The sequence below is a fragment of the Tateyamaria rhodophyticola genome (assembly GCF_047777875.1).
Classification (GTDB): Bacteria; Pseudomonadota; Alphaproteobacteria; order Rhodobacterales; family Rhodobacteraceae; genus Tateyamaria.
Map to the genome: position 1 here is coordinate 138253 of NZ_CP180519.1, position 17229 is coordinate 155481.

Consider the following 17229-nt stretch of genomic DNA (forward strand, 5'->3'; position numbering starts at 1 on the left):
GACGCTGGGGCACCTCAGTTGCTGCTGGTCAGCGTTATATCAGCCAGCGATTTGGGTTCAACGCTGGGACGCAGGCCCAAAAGCGGGGCGACGCGCCCGATCATCTCGGCGGCCACGGGGACAGCGGTCCAACCGGCCGTGCGGCGCGGTTTGTCACCGGATGTCTCGACCGGTTCGTCCAGCGTCACAACCAGCACATATTTCGGATCATGCGCCGGAAAGATGGTGGCAAAGGTCGCGATGACCTTGTCCTCGTAATATCCGCCCCGTGCGCGCGGTTTGTCCGCCGTGCCCGTCTTGCCGCCCACGGCATAGCCCGGCACTTCGCCCATGCTGGCTGTGCCATCGGTCACCACCTTGCGCAGCATGTCGCGCGCCGCACGGGCGGCATTCGCACTCATCACGCGGGGGCCGTGCCGGGGGCCGCTCTGCTTGAGGATCGTTGGCGCCACGAGGTGGCCGCCATTGGCAATCGCCGCATAGCCCGCCGCGAGATGCATCGGCGAGGAGGACAACCCGTGGCCATAGCTGACCGTGACCGCACTCAGATCCGTCCACCGTTTCGGCAGCAGCGGCTTGCCGGTGCGCGCCTCGACGATCTCGAACGGGGTGGCCTCGAAAAAGCCCATGGATTTCAGAAACTCCTGCTGCCGCTTTGCGCCGATCTGCAGCGCCATGCGCCCGGTGCCCCGGTTGGAGGATTTCACGATGATATCGGCAACGCTCAGCTTGCCATAATTCTTGTTGCGGAACTCACCGATCTTGAAGCCGCCGACCTTCATCGGGCCGGATGTGTCAATGATCGTCGACGGCGACACGAGGCCCAGATCAACCGCCTGCGCGGCTGCAAAAATCTTGAAAGTGGAGCCAAGCTCGTACACGCCCTGCACCGAGCGATTAAAGAGCGGACTGTCGGATTGATCGCCCGATGTGGCCGGCCGGGGGCGGTTGTTGGGATCGAAATCCGGCAGGCTGACCACCGAAATCACTTCGCCCGTGTGCACATCCATCAGGACCGATGTCGCGCCCTTGGCGTTCATCAGCTTCATCCCGCCATAAAGCACCTGTTCGGCAGCGGCCTGAATTGTGAGGTCCAGTGACAGGGTCAGAGGTTTTTGGCCGTTGGCCGGATCGCGCAGGTAGTCGTCAAAGTACTTCTCGACCCCCGCAACGCCGATCACCTCGGCGGCACTCACGCCTTCCTTGCCGAAACTGGCCCCGCCCATGACATGCGCCGCAAGCGACCCGTTTGGATAAAGGCGCATGTCGCGCGGCCCGAACAACAACCCGGGATCGCCGATCTCGTGCACCGCCTGCATCTGTTCGGGGCTGATTTTACGCCGAATCCACAGGAACTTGCGCTTGCCGGTGAAATCTTCGAGCAGGTCCTTTTCCTCAAGGTCCGGGAAAATTGCCGCCAGCCCTTTGGCCGCGGCGGCGGGATCCACCATGTGCGGCGGCTGCGCATAAAGCGCATGGGTCTCGAAATTGGTGGCCAGCAGGCGGCCCTTGCGGTCCACGATATCGGCGCGGGCGGCGGAAATGGCGGCCCCTTGGGCGCTCGCGCGCGGCTCCACAGGGTCGGAGGTGGCCAGCATGCCCATCCGCACGCCCACGGTCAGGAACGCGGCAAAGAAGAACACACCGAGGACCAGCAAACGCCCTTCGGCACGGGCGCGTGCGCGATCCCGCATTTCCTCGTGCCGCGCGCGCAGGTTCTCGCGTTCGATTTCGGCGGTGCTTTCACCGGCGGCGCGGGCAGGCAGGATACGCGCCAGCGGGCGCAGGGGCGTGCGGATCATTCCGTGTCCTCCCGTGTGCCGGACACCTCAACGGCGTCGAGGATCGGCGGCAGTTCCGGCGCGGGGTACGCAACCTCATCCACGAACCCGAATTGTTCAGGCCGCAGGGGTAACAGGCCCAGCCGGTCAAAATTGATATCCGCCAAATCGCGCAACCGCGTGGGCCGGTTGAGATAGGCCCATTCCGCCTTGAGCACGGCCAGCCGCGCATGTGCGGCGCGAATGTCTTGGCGCAGCTCATCGACCTCGGACAAGGCGGCCTGCGTGGCGTAGTTTTCGCGGTAGGCCCAGAACGCCAGGCCGATGACGGCCAACGTGGTCAGAACAAACAGAACATTGCGCATCAGAACGCTCCCCCGACATGCGGCATCGCAATGGATTTCGGATCAATCACCGCCGCAGGCGCGTCCGTGCGCGTGGCCACCCGCAACTTGGCCGAGCGGGCGCGCGGGTTGGCGGCGGTTTCCGCGTCGGACGGGGCGATGGCCTTGCGGCTGGCTTGCGTGAATGCGGGCGCGTCGGCCACCTGCTCCGGTGCATAGCGGTTGGCACGCCCCGCCCCGCCGGTCCGCGCCGCAAGGAACCGTTTGACCATGCGGTCTTCGATGGAATGAAAGGTCACTACGGCCAGTTGCCCACCGGGCTTCAATGCCCGCTCAGCGGCCATAAGCCCTTGGTACAGCTCATCATATTCACTGTTCACCGCGATCCGCAGCGCCTGAAAACTACGCGTGGCGGGATGCGATTGACCCGGTTTGGGCCGGGGCAGACATTTTTCGATGATCCCCGCCAGCTCCAGCGTGGTGGTGATCGGACGGGCGGCAATGATGGCACGCGCAATCCGGCGCGACGCGCGCTCTTCCCCGTAATGGAACAGGATGTCGGCCAGAACGGCCTCGTCCACGGTGTTCACGATATCGGCGGCAGACGGGCCATCCTGGCTCATCCGCATGTCCAGCGGTCCGTCCTGCATGAACGAAAACCCGCGCGCCGCCTGATCCAGCTGCATCGAGCTGACCCCAAGGTCCAGCACAACGCCGTCAAGATCGGTTGCATAGGTGTCGAGTTGCGAAAAGACGCCCGGCTGCATCACGATCCGGTCGCCAAAAGACGCGGCCCAGTCCGCCGCCAGATCAAAGGCCAGCGGATCGCGGTCCACGGCCACGACACGTGTGGCCCCGGCCTCCAGCAAGGCGCGCGTATACCCGCCCGCCCCGAACGTTCCGTCAAGCCACACCCCCGTGATAGGCGCACACGCCTTGAGGATCGCGTCGATCAGCACCGGCACATGCGGGCCGCCAGACAAAGTGTTATGTGACCCCCCAGTCATCACCCTACCCCAGATCGCCGTCGAGGTAGGCAGATGGATCAAGGTCCGGATCAAACCCGTCATCATCAAGCGATGCGATGCTGTCGTCGTAGGCTTCGGGCTTCCAGATTTCGAACGTATCGCCCGAAGACACAAACCGCGCCATGCCGTCCAGCCCGACCTTGTCGCGCAGCTTGGCCGGCAGAACGATCCGGCCCGTATCATCGACAACCGTTTCAATGGATTGCGCGCTGTAGAGGCGCTCCATCGCCTTCCGCTTGGCCGAGCCGCGCGGGAATTTCGCGATCTTGTCGTCCACCTCGTCCATGGCTTCAACTGTGAAGCCTTCAAGATAGTCGCGGGTCGCCCCGCCATAGACGATGATGATGCGGGGCGGCAGACCCTCGGTCCAGTCGGGGTCACAGGCTTCGATCACACGACGAAAAGAGGCCGGGATGCTCACCCTGCCCTTCGCGTCCACCTTGTGGTCGCTTTCGCCTCTGAACCTGCGTGCCACCTTTTGGCCCGTCCCTTTTGTACCGTCGCGCAGGTGTGCGCACCTGCCTGTTTCCGTCCGCGCCCCCGCGCCTTGAATTCATGGCCCCCTGAAATGGAAACGGCGGGTTGATCTGCTGCCACTGATCAACCCGCCGCCCTCGTCCCGCTGTGCGGGATGTCCAGCTGCGCGCGCCACCTGGGGGGATGTCTGCTCGCTCGCGCGCCGGATCTCTGGTTTGATGAAAGCGAGGTGCCTGTATGAAACCTGCTAGAGTTTTGTTGTTTGCTTGGGGTCGTTTGCTGCCCCGTGCTCGTTCTCATCTGATGTCATTAGGTATGACGTGGGAAAACATGGGACGCAATGGTTTTTTGCGGGCCACATAGGGCGATAGCAGCCGTTATGGGCCGCAATATATGTTCGAAATCAGCCAATTTTGGATCATATCGGCAAAAGTAGACAGAAGAACACAACATATTGTGCCCGCTTTAGCGCGACCACCCTGTCCCACATTTTCCCAAAAAAGTTGAAGTCAAATGGTGGAGGATGGCGATGTTTTTACTTTGTTCTCACTTCAGCACAGATAATTCAAGGCAAAACGATTCGAATCGCAGAATATTCAGCTGTACGGACCATAATTTCCCATGCCTCAGCCCATTCCGTCCCACAGCGGCCATGAATTCCCGTATGTGCCCAGAAGCGGCTGGGGAAACGCGCACAAAACGTCACGGGGAATGACATGTCACATGCGTTCTGGATCTGTGCCCATGCCATCGCGCTCCTGTTCTGCGGTTTTGGCGCAGTGGCACACCCATATCCACCATACTGATCGCAATGTCCCTCGTGATACCAAGCCTTTTGCCCTCGCCCAACTGGGTGCAGTGGGTGGCGGTGCCGATCCGCAGGACATGCGTGCACTGGCCTCGCCGCACCCGTATTCCGGTGGATGGCTGTGACGAAGAATGTACGCCCTTCGTCACCGCGCGCATTTTGACAACACTCTACGGCATCGCAATCGAAGGGCGCGACGTTTAGGCCATACCGCCCTTGATCAAGCCTTGGGCGATCTGCGCAAAGGCATCGGCCATTACGCCCTCGCCCGCCGCAACAGGCGTGCCGCCGTCGCCCGCAAGACGCGTCTCAAGATCAATGGGCAGCGCGCCCAACAGGGGTACGCCCATCCTGTCCGCCTCGGCGGCCACGCCCCCCTGCCCGAAAATCTGATGCTCTGACCCGCAATCGGGACACACGAACATCGACATGTTCTCGATCAAGCCCAGAACCGGTGTGTTGAGCGTGGCAAACATGTCAATCGCCTTGCGCGCATCGATCAATGCCACATCCTGCGGTGTGCTGACCACAATCGCACCGGTGAGTTCGGATTTCTGACACAGGGTCAGCTGCACATCCCCCGTCCCGGGCGGCAGATCGACCAAAAGCACGTCCAGCTCACCCCACTGCACCTGCCCCAGCATCTGTTGCAACGCCCCCATGAGCATCGGGCCGCGCCAGACAATCGCCTTGCCCTCTTCCATCATGAATCCGATGGACATGAGCGTGACACCATGCGCCTGCAACGGGATGATCGTCTTGCCATCGGGTGACGCGGGGCGTTTGTTCACGCCCATCATCCGCGGCTGTGACGGGCCATATATGTCGGCATCAAGCAGCCCGACACGCCGCCCTTGCCGCGCCAGCGCAACGGCCAGGTTCGACGAGACCGTCGATTTGCCCACCCCGCCCTTGCCGGACCCGATGGCAAGGATGCGCTGTACCCCGGCGGGTTTGGTGGGACCGCCTTGCGGTGTCGGGTGGCGCCCGATCTTGAGGTCGGGCGGCGGCGCCTTTTGCGGAGCCGGCCCGTGGGCCGTCAGGGCGACACGCACGTCACGCACGCCATCAAGGGCCTTGATCGCAGCCTCGGCCGCCTGACGGATTGGCTCCATGCGGGCCGCTTCACCGGCATCCGGCGCCTCAATCACAAACTGTACGGTGCCTTCGGAAATGGTGATGGCGCGAATCATATCGCGGCTCACAAGGTCCCCACCGCTCGGCAGCGCGATGCGCGCCAATGCGTCTGTGATCTGTTGTGTCGTTACACCCATGCCCGTTTCTCCGCCAATTCGCTGCATTAACTGGCAGAAACCGCGGCAAGGACAAGGGGGGCATTCCGGAATTCGGGACCAGCGCCCAATGCTTGTGCGCGTTGCCACCGTTTTCAACCCGCGCCCCATGCATTTGCTGCATAGCAGCATTGTGCGCGATACCTATTGTGCAACCGCAGCATTCGACTATCTTTGTCTCAACCGCAAACGAGCAAGAGGCAAAAACAATGGCCTATTACAACGAAGTAGCACGTCGCAGCGACCTGATCGAACGCCTTTTGGGCACCGCAGCACGTTACCTGGACACCGCAGCGGAGCGCCGCGCAATCAAGCGGTCCTACCGCAACACACTGGCCGAGCTGAACACCCTGTCGGGTCGTGAGCTTGCCGATCTGGGCCTGCACCGCTCCGAACTCAAGCGCGTCGCTTGGGAATCCGCACACGCCGAAACCGTGCGCTAAGACATTCGAGATCAGGTGTCCCTCTCCTCCTCCCTGGGGCATCTGTAAATTGGCGGCGGCGCCTTCCTCCTCCCTGGCGTCGCCGCACCTTTTCTTCCGCGTCGACAGACGTACCAGATACATTCACGCGGCCTTCCTCCTCCCTGGCTGCAGGATGTGACAAGAACGGCGGCCCCTCCTCCCTGGGGTCGCCGTTTCTTTTTGTCCGCAGCGATGTGGTGGATCAGAACGGGACGTCGGTGTCGCTTGTGACAAACCGGGACACCACCTTTTTCGCGCCCGCCTTTTCGAAATCAATGTCGAGCTTGTCGCCTTCGATCCCGATAATGGCGCCATAGCCGAATTTCTGGTGGAACACGCGCTGCCCCACGGTGAAGCTCGACACCGCGTTCATGTCGATCACGGTGTTGCGGCTTTCCTTGGGCTGGCTGATCGGGCGCGCGCCGGACCGGGCCTGCAACCGTTTCCAGCCGGGCGAGTTGTAGACATTCGCCTCTGCTGCCGCCTGATGCAGGGTCGATTGCACCCCCGCAGGGGCCGCCGCACCGAACCCGCCCCCGTAAAGTCCAGGCGGGGTCAGCACATCCACGTGATCCTCGGGCAACTCGTCGATAAATCGGGACGGCATCGATGATTGCCATTGCCCGAACACCCGCCGGTTCGCCGCAAAGGAGATCGTACAGACCTCTTCGGCGCGGGTGATGCCCACATAGGCCAGCCTGCGTTCTTCCTCGAGCCCCTTGATCCCGCTTTCGTCCATGCTGCGCTGTGACGGAAACAGACCGTCTTCCCAGCCGGGCAAGAACACGCACGGAAACTCAAGCCCCTTGGCCGCATGCAGCGTCATGATCGACACCTTGGCCTCCGCGTCCTCGCTGGCGTTGTCCATGATCAGCGACACATGTTCGAGAAACCCTTGCAGATTCTCGAACTCTTCCAGCGCCTTGACCAGTTCCTTGAGGTTTTCGAGCCGGCCCGGCGCCTCCGGTGTCTTGTCGTTTTGCCAATGCGCGGTGTAACCGCTCTCATCCAGAATGATTTCGGCCAGTTCCACATGGGTGACGGGCGGGGGCCCGTATTCGACACGCAGTGGCGCCAGACCATCGTCCAGCACGCTGTCATCCTCGGCCACTTCGATCCGCGGGCCGCGCAGTTTGGCGTTCCAGCGGGCGATGCCATCGACCAGGCTGCGCAACTCGGTGCCGCCCTTGCCCTTGATCAACCCCTGCTCCACGGCCAGCCGCGCACCGTCGACAAGGCTCACGCCGTTCGCGCGCGCCGTGATCTGGATCGTCTGTTGCGCCTTGTCGCCGAGACCACGCTTGGGCGTGTTCACAATCCGCTCAAAGGCGAGATCATCATCCGGGCTGACCACGACGCGGAAATAGGCCATCGCATCGCGGATCTCCATCCGTTCATAGAATCGCGGCCCGCCAATGACCCGGTACGGCAGGCCGATGGTCAGAAACCGGTCCTCGAACGCGCGCATCTGGTGCGAGGCACGCACAAGGATCGCCATTTCATCGAGCGACAGAGGATCCATGCCGCGCGTGCCCTGTTGCGCCGATTCGATTTCTTCCCCGATCCAGCGGGCCTCTTCCTCGCCGTCCCAATGGCCGATCAGCCGGACCTTTTCGCCGCCATCCTTGTCGGTCCACAGCGTTTTACCCAGCCGGTTTTCGTTGCCATCAATGACGCCGGACGCCGCGGCGAGGATATGCGGGGTAGAGCGGTAATTCTGCTCCAGCCGCACCACATGCGCGCCGGGAAAATCGGTCTCGAACCGCAGGATGTTGCCCACCTCGGCGCCGCGCCAGCCATAGATCGACTGATCATCATCGCCCACACAGCAGATGTTCTTGTGCCCCTGCGCCAGCAGCCGCAACCACATGTACTGCGCCACGTTGGTATCCTGGTACTCGTCCACAAGGATGAAGGCGAACCAGCGCTGATATTGCGCCAGCACGTCCTCATGCGTCTGGAATATCGTGACCATGTGCAACAGCAGGTCGCCAAAGTCGCAGGCATTCAGCTCTTTCAGCCTTGCCTGGTACTGAACATAAAGCTCGACGCCCTTGTGGTTGAACGCGCCACCATCCGCAGCGGGCACCTTGTCCGGCGTCAGGGCGCGGTTTTTCCAGCCGTCGATGATCCCCGACAGCTGGCGCGCGGGCCAGCGTTTGTCGTCGATCCCGGCGGCAGAGATCAGCTGTTTCAAAAGGCGGATCTGGTCATCCGTGTCCAGAATGGTGAAGTTCGTCTTGAGCCCGACCAGTTCCGCATGCCGTCGCAGCAGCTTGACGCAGATCGCGTGGAACGTGCCCAGCCACGGCATCCCCTCGATTGACTGGCCCAACATCTGGCCCACGCGGTTCTTCATCTCGCGCGCAGCCTTGTTGGTGAAAGTCACCGCGAGAATTTCGTTGGGCCGCGCGCGCCCGGTGTTCAGAAGGTGCACGATGCGTGCGGTCAGCGCGCGCGTCTTGCCCGTTCCCGCGCCTGCCAGCATCAGAACCGGACCGTCCAGCCGCTCCACCGCTTCGCGTTGTGCGGGGTTCAGACCGTCCAGATATGGTTGCGGACGCGCCGCCATGGCGCGCGCCGACAACGAAGCGCCTTCAAAGGCGTCCATTTCATCGAAACTGCTCATGGGTCACAGTGTAGCGTGCCTGTGACCCAAACAAAAGGTGTTCACGAGATGTTCCCGCGCCGCTTCTGCAAAAAGGCGCGGGACAGGGTCAGGCGGCGGAGCGGGCCTGCAATTCAGCGGGCGATGGCAGGCTCAGGTCGCGGCCGCGGGGGGCGGGGACCGGGAACGGTGGGCGCATTTGCGGCGCGTCCCGCTGTTCCTGCGAGATCGCCGACAGGGCCCCGGCCACGCCGAGACGCAGCGCCAGTTCCGGCTTCACCTCGGTGCCCAGAACCGCACAGAGGGTTGGAAACGCTTCGGCCAGCGTATCAAGATCCCACGACACGTTCTGGGACCACAGCACCGTCGTCAGTCCCGTATTGCGTTCCTCCGCCAGGCCCAGAAGATCACCAAGCGCATCACCAAAAGCATCCGTGCTGGCAATCAGCACGTCCACGGGCAGCCGGGTCAGCGCCTCTTCCCCCACGGCGAGGTTCGCCGTTGCGGTCGCAAAAATGTTGCGCTCCAGCGATGCCATCATGGTGCGGTCGCGCCGTTCGGTCTTTTCATCGATGATCAGTACTTGCATGGTCCGGAGCCTTCCTCAGATGTGTTCGGTCGACTCACAGATTGCGCAATTGCTCTTAAAATTATCTGAAGATTCGCAACTTCTCTGGACAGTCTCCATTCAGCCCGAAATGGTGCGGCCCATGACCCTCGATGCCCGCTTTCCCGCCCTGTCCGACCTGCGCGCCCGTGCGCGCCAGCGCATCCCGAAATTCGTGTGGGAATATCTCGACAGCGGCACGGGGCACGAGGCGACCAAGGAACGCAACCGTATGGCGCTGGACCGGGTTGGGCTGACGCCTTCGATCCTGCATGGTGAGTTCACGCCGGATTTACATGCCGATCTGTTTGGTCACCGCTTTCCCCTGCCCGTCGGGATCGCGCCGGTGGGCATGTCCGGGCTGATCTGGCCGGATGCGGAGCATCTGTTGGCGCGGGCCGGCAAGCGGCTTGGCCTGCCCTACACGCTGTCCACCGTGGCCACCGTGGATCCCGAAGACCTCAGGGATGATCTGGGGCCGCATGCATGGTTCCAGATGTATCCCCCGCGCGATGAGGGCATCCGGTCCGACATGCTGGACCGTGCCCGCGCCGCGGGGTTCGGCACGCTGGTGCTGACCGTGGACGTGCCCGTGGCATCGCGGCGCGAGCGGCAGTCGCGGTCCGGTTTGACTAACCCGCCCAAGCTGACGCCCCGCCTGATGGCGCAAGTGGCCATGCGCCCCACATGGGCGCGCGCCATGGCGACAAAGGGCATGCCGCGTATGCGGATGCTCGACGCCTATACGGACGCGGCCAGCGCCGGAAACCTGCCGAGCACGGCCCATGCGGGATACCTGCTGCGCACGTCGCCCGACTGGGACTATGTGTCGTGGTTGCGCGATGCCTGGGACGGGCCGTTTGTGATCAAGGGCGTGCAGCGCCCCACCGACGCAAAGCAGCTTGAAGGGTTGGGCGTGGACGCGATCTGGGTCTCGAACCATGCGGGACGGCAGTTTGATGCAGGCCCCGCCACGATCGAGGTGTTGCCTGCGATCCGCCGGGCCACATCCCTGCCGATCCTCTTTGACAGCGGGGTCGAAGGCGGGCTCGACATTCTGCGCGCGCTGGCATCGGGGGCGGATTTCGTGATGATGGGGCGCGCGTGGCACTATGCGCTTGGCGCGTTGGGCGACGCAGGTCCGGATCATCTGGCGCATATCCTGACCGAAGACCTCAAGGCGAATATGGGTCAGCTGGGCGCGCGCGATCTGGCGGGCCTGCCTGCACCGTTCCAGCTATAGCGCGCCGGAGGTCATGACCCCCTGCGCCAATCTACGCGCACGCAGTAGGTCCAGCGCCCGGCAGCAAGCGATTTCCCACGCCAACGCCGTCCCTGCGGCCATCGCATCGCCCTGACCTATTGCTGCGCTGCCGAAACAGATGGCATCCACCCGCGCCTCGTCCCGATCAACCAGGGCAAAGTGACCGATGTCATCACACAAGAGGGTGCCGGGATTGAGGTCTTTGCGAATGACCCTGAGCGGACAATAGGCCAGTACACGCCGTGTGTAGCGCAAAGCGGCCATGCGCGGTGCGGGCATCCCGCTCAGGTCAACATCGCCGCCGGTTGAGGCCGTCACCAGTGCCAGAGCCGCAACAAAGCCCGGACACTATGCCGTGCCACCGGCTGCCGCATGCAGCGTCGCGATCATCGACCCGCCCGGCAGGTCCAGCCATCCACGATGAGGTCCCCCGCAACGCTGGGGATCGGACTCGCAACGCGAAAACCGGCGCGCTGCGCGTATCCAGAACGGAATGCAGCCAGCCCATCTTGGCGGCCTGTGCGCCGGGTTGATTTGAGCAAATGTGCGTGCACGCCAAACACCGCATTGCTGTGCCCGCCCGCCAACAGGACGGGCGTACCGTTCAAGCCCAACGCCTCAAGCGGCGGGGTCACTCCAGTTCGATCAGCAGGTCCTTGGCGTCGATCTGACCACCAGCCGAGACATGCACCGCCTTGATGACGGCGTCGCGTTCCGCGTGGATACCCGTTTCCATCTTCATCGCCTCTATGGTCAGGAGCAGATCGCCCTCGGACACCTCTTGCCCGGCGGTGACGCCCACAGAGGCCACGACACCCGGCATCGGCGCGCCAACATGGTCCGCATTGCCATCCTCGGCCTTGGGGCGCGCGACGGTGTTCGCCTTGACCATGCGGTCGGGCACACGGATCGTCCGAGGCTGGCCGTTGAGTTCAAAGAACACCCGAACTTCGCCGTCTTCGTGGGTTTCGCCCATGGCCTGCATCCGGATTTCCAGCGTCTTGCCGGGGTCAATCTCGGCGGTGATCTCGTCACCGGGCTGCATGCCATAGAAGAAGGTCTTGGTCGGCAGGGTCCGAACGGGACCGTATGTCCGGTGGCGCCCCATATAGTCGAGGAAAACCTTGGGATACATCAGGTAACCGCTGAGGTCCTCATCATCGACCGCGCGTCCTTCGAGCTCTTTGGACAGCTCTGCGCGGACCTCGTCGAGGTCCACCGGCGCAACGCCCGCGCCCGGACGGTTGGTGTTGGGCGTCTCGCCCTTGAGCACCTTGGCCACCAGCGCCTCCGGGAAGCCACCCGGAGGTTGGCCCAGATTGCCCCGCATCATGTCCACCACACTGTCGGGAAAGGCCACCTCGCGGTCGGGATGTTCGACGTCTTCGCGTGTCAGGTTCTGGCTGACCATCATCAGCGCCATGTCGCCCACAACCTTGGAAGAAGGGGTCACCTTGACGATATCGCCAAACATCTGGTTCACGTCGGCATAGGTGCGCGCAACTTCGTGCCAGCGGTCCTCAAGCCCGAGCGAACGCGCCTGCGCCTTGAGGTTCGTGAACTGCCCGCCGGGCATCTCGTGCAGATAGACTTCGGAAGACGGGGCCTGCATCCCGCTCTCGAACGCCTTGTAATGGCCGCGCACCGCTTCCCAGTAGTCGGAGATATCGCGGATTGCGTCCTCGCTGAGCCCGGTGTCGCGGTCGGTGTTCTTGAGCGCGCCAACCACAGTGCCAAGTGTCGCCTGTGATGTGTTCCCGGACAGCGCGTCCATTGCGCAATCCACCGCATCCACGCCTGCCTCGGCGGCGGCGAGGATCGTGGCGCAGGCAATGCCTGCGGTGTCATGCGTGTGGAAGTGGATGGGCAGGCCCACCTCCTGCTTCAGCGCCCGCACCAGAATACGCGCGGCGGCCGGTTTCAACAGGCCCGCCATGTCCTTGAGGCCGAGCACATGCGCGCCCGCCGCCTTCAGCTGATTGCCCATGTCCACGTAATATTTCAGGTCATACTTGGCCCGATCCGGGTTCATGATGTCGCCGGTGTAGCAGATCGTGCCCTCGCAGACCTTGTTCTGCTCCTGCACGGCATCCATCGCGACACGCATGTTCTCGACCCAGTTCAGGCTGTCGAACACGCGGAACACGTCGATCCCGGTGGTTGCGGCGACCCGCACGAATTCCTGCACGACATTGTCGGGATAGTTGGTGTAGCCCACCCCGTTGGCTCCGCGCAGCAGCATTTGCGTCATCAGGTTCGGCATCTTGTCCCGCAACCCGCGCAGGCGTTCCCACGGGCATTCCTGCAAGAACCTGTAGGCCACGTCGAACGTCGCCCCGCCCCAGCATTCGACCGAGAACAGCTGTGGCAGGTTGGCAGCATAAGCGGGCGCGACCTTGATCATGTCATAGGACCGCATGCGCGTGGCCAGCAGCGATTGGTGCCCGTCGCGCATGGTCGTGTCAGTGATCAACAGCTGGTCCTGCGCCTTCATCCAGTCGGCCACGGCCTGCGGGCCCTTCTGCTCCAGCAGGTTGCGCGTGCCCATCTGATGCGCGGGATCGGCCTGCAACACCGGCGGGCGCGGGTCCTTGAGATCGGCGCGCGGACGGGGACGGTCCTTGACCTCCGGGTGGCCGTTGACACTGATATCCGCAATATAGGTCAGCACCTTGGTGCCCCGGTCGCGGCGGCGCTTGAACTGGAACAGCTCGGGTGTCTCGTCGATGAACTTGGTGGTGTATTCATTCGACAGGAATGTCGGATGCTTGAGCAGGTTTTCGACAAAGGCGATGTTGGTCGACACGCCCCGGATACGGAATTCGCGCAGCGCGCGGTCCATACGCGCAATCGCCATTTCCGGCGTCGGCGCCTTGGCCGTGACCTTGGTCAGCAGGCTGTCGTAATACCGCGTGATCACACCGCCCGCATAGGCCGTGCCGCCATCCAGACGGATGCCAAGACCGGTCGCGGACCGGTAGGCCGTGATGCGGCCATAATCAGGGATAAAGTTGTTCTGCGGGTCCTCGGTCGTCACGCGGGTCTGGAGCGCGTGCCCGTTCAGTTGCACGTCATCCTGGCTATCCTTGCCGGTGGCCTCCGCGATGGTCTTGCCTTCGGCAATGAGGATCTGGGCGCGCACGATATCGATGCCTGTGACCTCTTCGGTCACGGTGTGTTCGACCTGCACGCGGGGGTTCACCTCGATGAAGTAGAACTTGCCCGTGTTCATATCCATCAGGAATTCGACCGTGCCCGCGCATTCATAGTTCACGTGCTTGCAGATCTTGTAACCCAGCTGGCAGATCTCTTCGCGCTGCGCTGCGTCGAGATAGGGTGCGGGGGCACGTTCCACGACCTTCTGATTGCGCCGCTGCACCGAACAATCGCGCTCAAACAGGTGGTACATGCCGCCATGCTTGTCGCCGAGGATCTGCACCTCGACATGGCGGGCGCGGGTGATCATCTTTTCCAGATACCCTTCACCGTTGCCAAAGGCCGCTTCGGCCTCGCGGCGGCCTTCGAGCACCTTTTCCTCGACCTCATCCTCGCCCAGGATCGGGCGCATGCCGCGCCCGCCCCCACCCCAGGACGCCTTGAGCATGAGCGGATACCCGATCTCGGCGGCCTCGGCCCGGATCGCATCCATGTCATCGCCCAGCACTTCGGTCGCCGGGATCACCGGAACCCCTGCGGCCACTGCAACCTTGCGCGCGGATGCCTTGTCGCCAAGCGCACGCATCGTTTCGGCCTTGGGTCCGATAAAGGTGATGCCCGCCTGATCACAGGCGTCCACAAAGTCCGGGTTTTCCGACAGCAGGCCATAGCCCGGGTGGATCGCATCCGCGCCGGACATCTTGGCCACGCGAATGATTTCTTCGATGCTCAGATACGCCGCAACAGGCCCCAGCCCCTCGCCAATGCGATACGCTTCGTCCGCCTTGAACCGGTGCAGGCCCAGCTTGTCCTCTTCGGCAAACACCGCAACCGTCTTTTTGCCCATCTCGTTTGCGGCACGCATGATGCGGATCGCAATCTCGCCTCGGTTGGCAATGAGAATTTTCTGGAAGTCTGGCATGTTCGCCCCCCGAAGGCAGTCATTTCGCAGTTGCGGCATCCTTTATGACGTTTACGTGACGGTAACAACTCGTAGTTCTGGGTAGGCGGCGTCCCGAGGGGGACCGGAACGCCGCCCCAAGCGCCTCAGCCCGCCGCGACGATGCCACACACAATGCGCGGACCGGCACCCCCGATGGGCTGGCTGATGTGGTCATCGGCATTGGCGTGAATGACAATCGCCGTGCCGTCCGCATCCAGAAGCGGCAGCGCGCCACCATCGAGCGATGCGCCCACTTTGAACACTTCCATCTCGCCAACACCGTCCGCGCCGACAAAAATGTTGCCAAGATCCCCGCTGCCCGGACCCGCGGGGTTCAGCAGCCCATGCGCGCCTTCGGCCTCTCCGTGGTGACCATGGGACGACTTGAACCCCGTGGCCGGGTCGCAATGCGCTTTGGCATGGAAATGCACGCCCTTTTTGCCGGGCGGCAGGTCGCTGACCTTGATATGCACCAGCACACCGTGCGGGCTTTGGGTCAGGTTCGCGGCGCCGATCACCGCCCCTTCCGCGTTCTTGAGCGGCGCCATCGCCGTGCTTGCGTGCCCGCCCGCCAGAGCGGTCTTCCAGCCAAGCCCCATCGTCGCAGTCAAAACGGCGGTGGCAATGAGTGTTTTGCCGATCGTTGTCATGAGTGTTCTCCATCAGGTTATACGTGACCTCCTGCAAACGGCTCGGCTGGCGATGTTATTCATGGCCATTTTGACGCAGCCATGATCAACTCTGCCCATGCATCTCGCGTCGCTCAGCCTGATTGTCCCGGACTACGACACGGCCATCGCCTTTTATTGCGGGCAGATGGGGTTTGCCCTGATCGCCGACGTGGATCAGGGGCGCAAACGCTGGGTCGAGGTGCAACCGCCCGGCGGTGGCCCGACCTTTGTGCTGGCGCGCGCGGATGGAGACACGCAGCGCGCCGCGATTGGCGCACAAGGCGCAGGCCGGGTGTGGCTGTTCCTGGCAACGGACGATTTTGCGCGCGATCACGCGCGGCTGATGGCGGCGGACGGGATCACCTTCGAAGAAGCGCCCCGCGTTGAGCCATACGGGATTGTGGCGGTGTTCCGTGATGTGTTTGGAAACCGCTGGGACCTGATCCAGCGGTCCTAGCGTCGTTTGGTGAACCCCGATCCCATCGCCCCACGCAGGCAGCGGGGCAGAACGGGATAGGTATCGGTGATGAAATACGCATAGGTGCCGTCGGGATATTCGGCCGTTGTCACCTGCGCCCCGTTGCATTCATCGAGACTGCCCGAACCGGCGCGGTATTCGTAATCCTGCATAAAGGCCCCGTCATACCGACCCGATGGCGCGGCACCGCCCGGACGGTTGCCGGATTTCAGCTGATACGAAGAGGTCATGCGCACCACTTGCCCGCTTCTTTGCGTCGTGAGCGCATAGATTGGAAACCCGTCGGCGGCAAAACCAATCAGAGGCGACGCCTTGGACGCGGACCAGCCCAGCTGCTGCATCAACCCGACGGGCAGCCCGTGGTAATGGTATGCCCCGGTGGGCTGCACATGGCCGTAACTCGCATCGAGACCCAAGGCGACTGCCCCGCCAAGCGCGTTGTACTGCCATCCGGCGCGCGGATTGCCCTGCCAGAATTCTGCCGCGTTGGGATCGAACGGAACCCCGTTGACCGCCACGCCGAACGACGCGCCCTGTTGCAAGCCCTGCGCGCGGCCAACCCGTGGCGACACCGGCACCTGAAACCGGTGGTTTTGGGCGGAAATCCGGTTGGGATTGCCGGTGTTGGGAAACTTGCCCACCTTGTGCGTCGGCACGCCGTTCGACGTGATGATGCGCGTGCCGCCGTGCACCACCATATCCACATGACCACCCCGCACCGTGCGGCGCGCGGATGCAAGCGACAGGTCCTGCGCCTGCGTGGCGGTGTGCTGGCGCAGCTTGGGCTGTGCCTCCGCCTGAACAATGCAGGCCAGCGCAATGCCTGCGCTCAGCGTCACCAGCTTGATCGTGTTCCATGTCAGGGTCATGTGCTGCGCCTCTCAGTCTTCTGTCGCAAGCGTCGCTGCCGGTTCCGGGATAACGACAACGCCCCCCTGCCCGTCAGCGCCAAACTCAATGGTCAGGGTGAAAATCCCCGGCACCGCCGCGTCAAATCGCAAACGGGTCGAGATCACGACATCCTTCGCAAAGCCAACCGGCACAGGTTCCATCAGCGTGACCGCCTGCGCACCTTGCGCAGACAGCCGCGTGATCGCAACGCCGTGCACCGGGTCCAACCCCGTCACGGTCAGATCCAGCGTCACGTCGGTGCCGATCACGGTGGCCTTGCCGATCTTGGCCAGAACCCGCGGACTGTGCGGCCCGTCATGGGCCTGTGCAAACCCGGCCCACAGCGACAAAGCGCCCGCGCCCAGCAATGCAGCACCCTTTGTCAGTATGTTTTTCATCCGTCCCATGATCCTCAAA

16 protein-coding genes are annotated in these 17229 nt (G+C 63.1%); 4 read left to right on the plus strand and 12 right to left on the minus strand.

Annotated features, from left to right (window positions below; translation table 11 throughout):
• Positions 1 to 14 precede the first annotated feature (14 nt).
• From ACERHN_RS01980 to mraZ, 4 genes are read right to left on the minus strand one after another with little or no spacing between them, the layout of a single operon-like run.
• A complete protein-coding gene (locus ACERHN_RS01980; protein WP_415920971.1) occupies positions 15 to 1802 on the minus strand; it encodes a peptidoglycan D,D-transpeptidase FtsI family protein in 1788 nt (595 codons plus the stop codon).
• Complete coding sequence (locus ACERHN_RS01985; protein ID WP_415920972.1) at positions 1799 to 2146, minus strand: cell division protein FtsL; 348 nt, start codon at positions 2144 to 2146, stop codon at positions 1799 to 1801. Before ACERHN_RS01985 ends, ACERHN_RS01980 begins: the two co-directional genes overlap by 4 nt.
• A complete protein-coding gene (gene rsmH, locus ACERHN_RS01990; protein WP_415920973.1) occupies positions 2146 to 3132 on the minus strand; it encodes a 16S rRNA (cytosine(1402)-N(4))-methyltransferase RsmH in 987 nt (328 codons plus the stop codon). Before rsmH ends, ACERHN_RS01985 begins: the two co-directional genes overlap by 1 nt.
• A 4-nt stretch (positions 3133 to 3136) precedes the next feature.
• Positions 3137 to 3628 (minus strand): division/cell wall cluster transcriptional repressor MraZ, encoded by a 492-nt coding sequence (mraZ, locus tag ACERHN_RS01995; RefSeq protein WP_415920974.1) that lies wholly within the window; start codon positions 3626 to 3628, stop codon positions 3137 to 3139.
• Between the two features lie 813 nt (positions 3629 to 4441).
• On the opposite strand from mraZ, the gene ACERHN_RS02000 reads away from it, so the two are divergent.
• A complete protein-coding gene (locus ACERHN_RS02000) occupies positions 4442 to 4642 on the plus strand; it encodes a hypothetical protein (protein ID WP_415920975.1) in 201 nt (66 codons plus the stop codon).
• On the opposite strand, the gene ACERHN_RS02005 is transcribed toward ACERHN_RS02000, so the two are convergent.
• A complete protein-coding gene (locus tag ACERHN_RS02005; protein WP_415920976.1) occupies positions 4639 to 5712 on the minus strand; it encodes an Mrp/NBP35 family ATP-binding protein in 1074 nt (357 codons plus the stop codon). The genes ACERHN_RS02000 and ACERHN_RS02005 overlap by 4 nt on opposite strands.
• A gap of 227 nt (positions 5713 to 5939) precedes the next feature.
• Here ACERHN_RS02005 and ACERHN_RS02010 point away from each other — a divergent pair, with 227 nt between their 5' ends.
• The gene (locus ACERHN_RS02010) at positions 5940 to 6173 is read left to right on the plus strand and encodes a DUF1127 domain-containing protein (protein ID WP_415920977.1); all 234 of its coding nucleotides are present in this window, start codon (positions 5940 to 5942) and stop codon (positions 6171 to 6173) included.
• 223 nt (positions 6174 to 6396) lie between these two features.
• On the opposite strand, the gene ACERHN_RS02015 is transcribed toward ACERHN_RS02010, so the two are convergent.
• Both ACERHN_RS02015 and ACERHN_RS02020 read right to left on the minus strand, forming a co-directional pair.
• A complete protein-coding gene (locus ACERHN_RS02015; RefSeq protein ID WP_415920978.1) occupies positions 6397 to 8823 on the minus strand; it encodes an ATP-dependent helicase in 2427 nt (808 codons plus the stop codon).
• Positions 8824 to 8911: 88 nt separating this feature from the next.
• Entirely contained in the window at positions 8912 to 9391 is a 480-nt protein-coding gene (locus ACERHN_RS02020) for a hypothetical protein (RefSeq protein ID WP_415920979.1), read from the minus strand.
• A gap of 121 nt (positions 9392 to 9512) precedes the next feature.
• Here ACERHN_RS02020 and ACERHN_RS02025 point away from each other — a divergent pair, with 121 nt between their 5' ends.
• Complete coding sequence (locus ACERHN_RS02025; protein ID WP_415920980.1) at positions 9513 to 10652, plus strand: alpha-hydroxy acid oxidase; 1140 nt, start codon at positions 9513 to 9515, stop codon at positions 10650 to 10652.
• Here ACERHN_RS02025 and ACERHN_RS02030 read toward each other — a convergent pair.
• From ACERHN_RS02030 to ACERHN_RS02040, 3 genes are all read right to left on the minus strand, one after another.
• On the minus strand, positions 10647 to 10991 hold the full coding sequence (locus tag ACERHN_RS02030) for a hypothetical protein (RefSeq protein WP_415920981.1): 345 nt from the start codon (positions 10989 to 10991) through the stop codon (positions 10647 to 10649). The two genes, ACERHN_RS02025 and ACERHN_RS02030, sit on opposite strands and share 6 nt — an antisense overlap.
• A gap of 313 nt (positions 10992 to 11304) precedes the next feature.
• Positions 11305 to 14751 (minus strand): pyruvate carboxylase, encoded by a 3447-nt coding sequence (locus ACERHN_RS02035; protein ID WP_415920982.1) that lies wholly within the window; start codon positions 14749 to 14751, stop codon positions 11305 to 11307.
• 125 nt (positions 14752 to 14876) lie between these two features.
• Positions 14877 to 15422, minus strand: a complete 546-nt coding sequence (locus ACERHN_RS02040; RefSeq protein ID WP_415920983.1) for a superoxide dismutase family protein — start codon at positions 15420 to 15422, stop codon at positions 14877 to 14879.
• 97 nt (positions 15423 to 15519) lie between these two features.
• On the opposite strand from ACERHN_RS02040, the gene ACERHN_RS02045 reads away from it, so the two are divergent.
• Positions 15520 to 15900, plus strand: coding sequence for a VOC family protein (locus ACERHN_RS02045; RefSeq protein WP_415920984.1), 381 nt, complete (start codon positions 15520 to 15522; stop codon positions 15898 to 15900).
• On the opposite strand, the gene ACERHN_RS02050 is transcribed toward ACERHN_RS02045, so the two are convergent.
• Both ACERHN_RS02050 and ACERHN_RS02055 read right to left on the minus strand, forming a co-directional pair.
• Complete coding sequence (locus ACERHN_RS02050) at positions 15897 to 16790, minus strand: YHYH protein (RefSeq protein WP_415920985.1); 894 nt, start codon at positions 16788 to 16790, stop codon at positions 15897 to 15899. The two genes, ACERHN_RS02045 and ACERHN_RS02050, sit on opposite strands and share 4 nt — an antisense overlap.
• A 12-nt stretch (positions 16791 to 16802) precedes the next feature.
• Positions 16803 to 17219: a hypothetical protein gene (locus tag ACERHN_RS02055; RefSeq protein WP_415920986.1), complete on the minus strand. Its 417-nt coding sequence runs from the start codon at positions 17217 to 17219 to the stop codon at positions 16803 to 16805.
• Positions 17220 to 17229 lie beyond the last annotated feature (10 nt).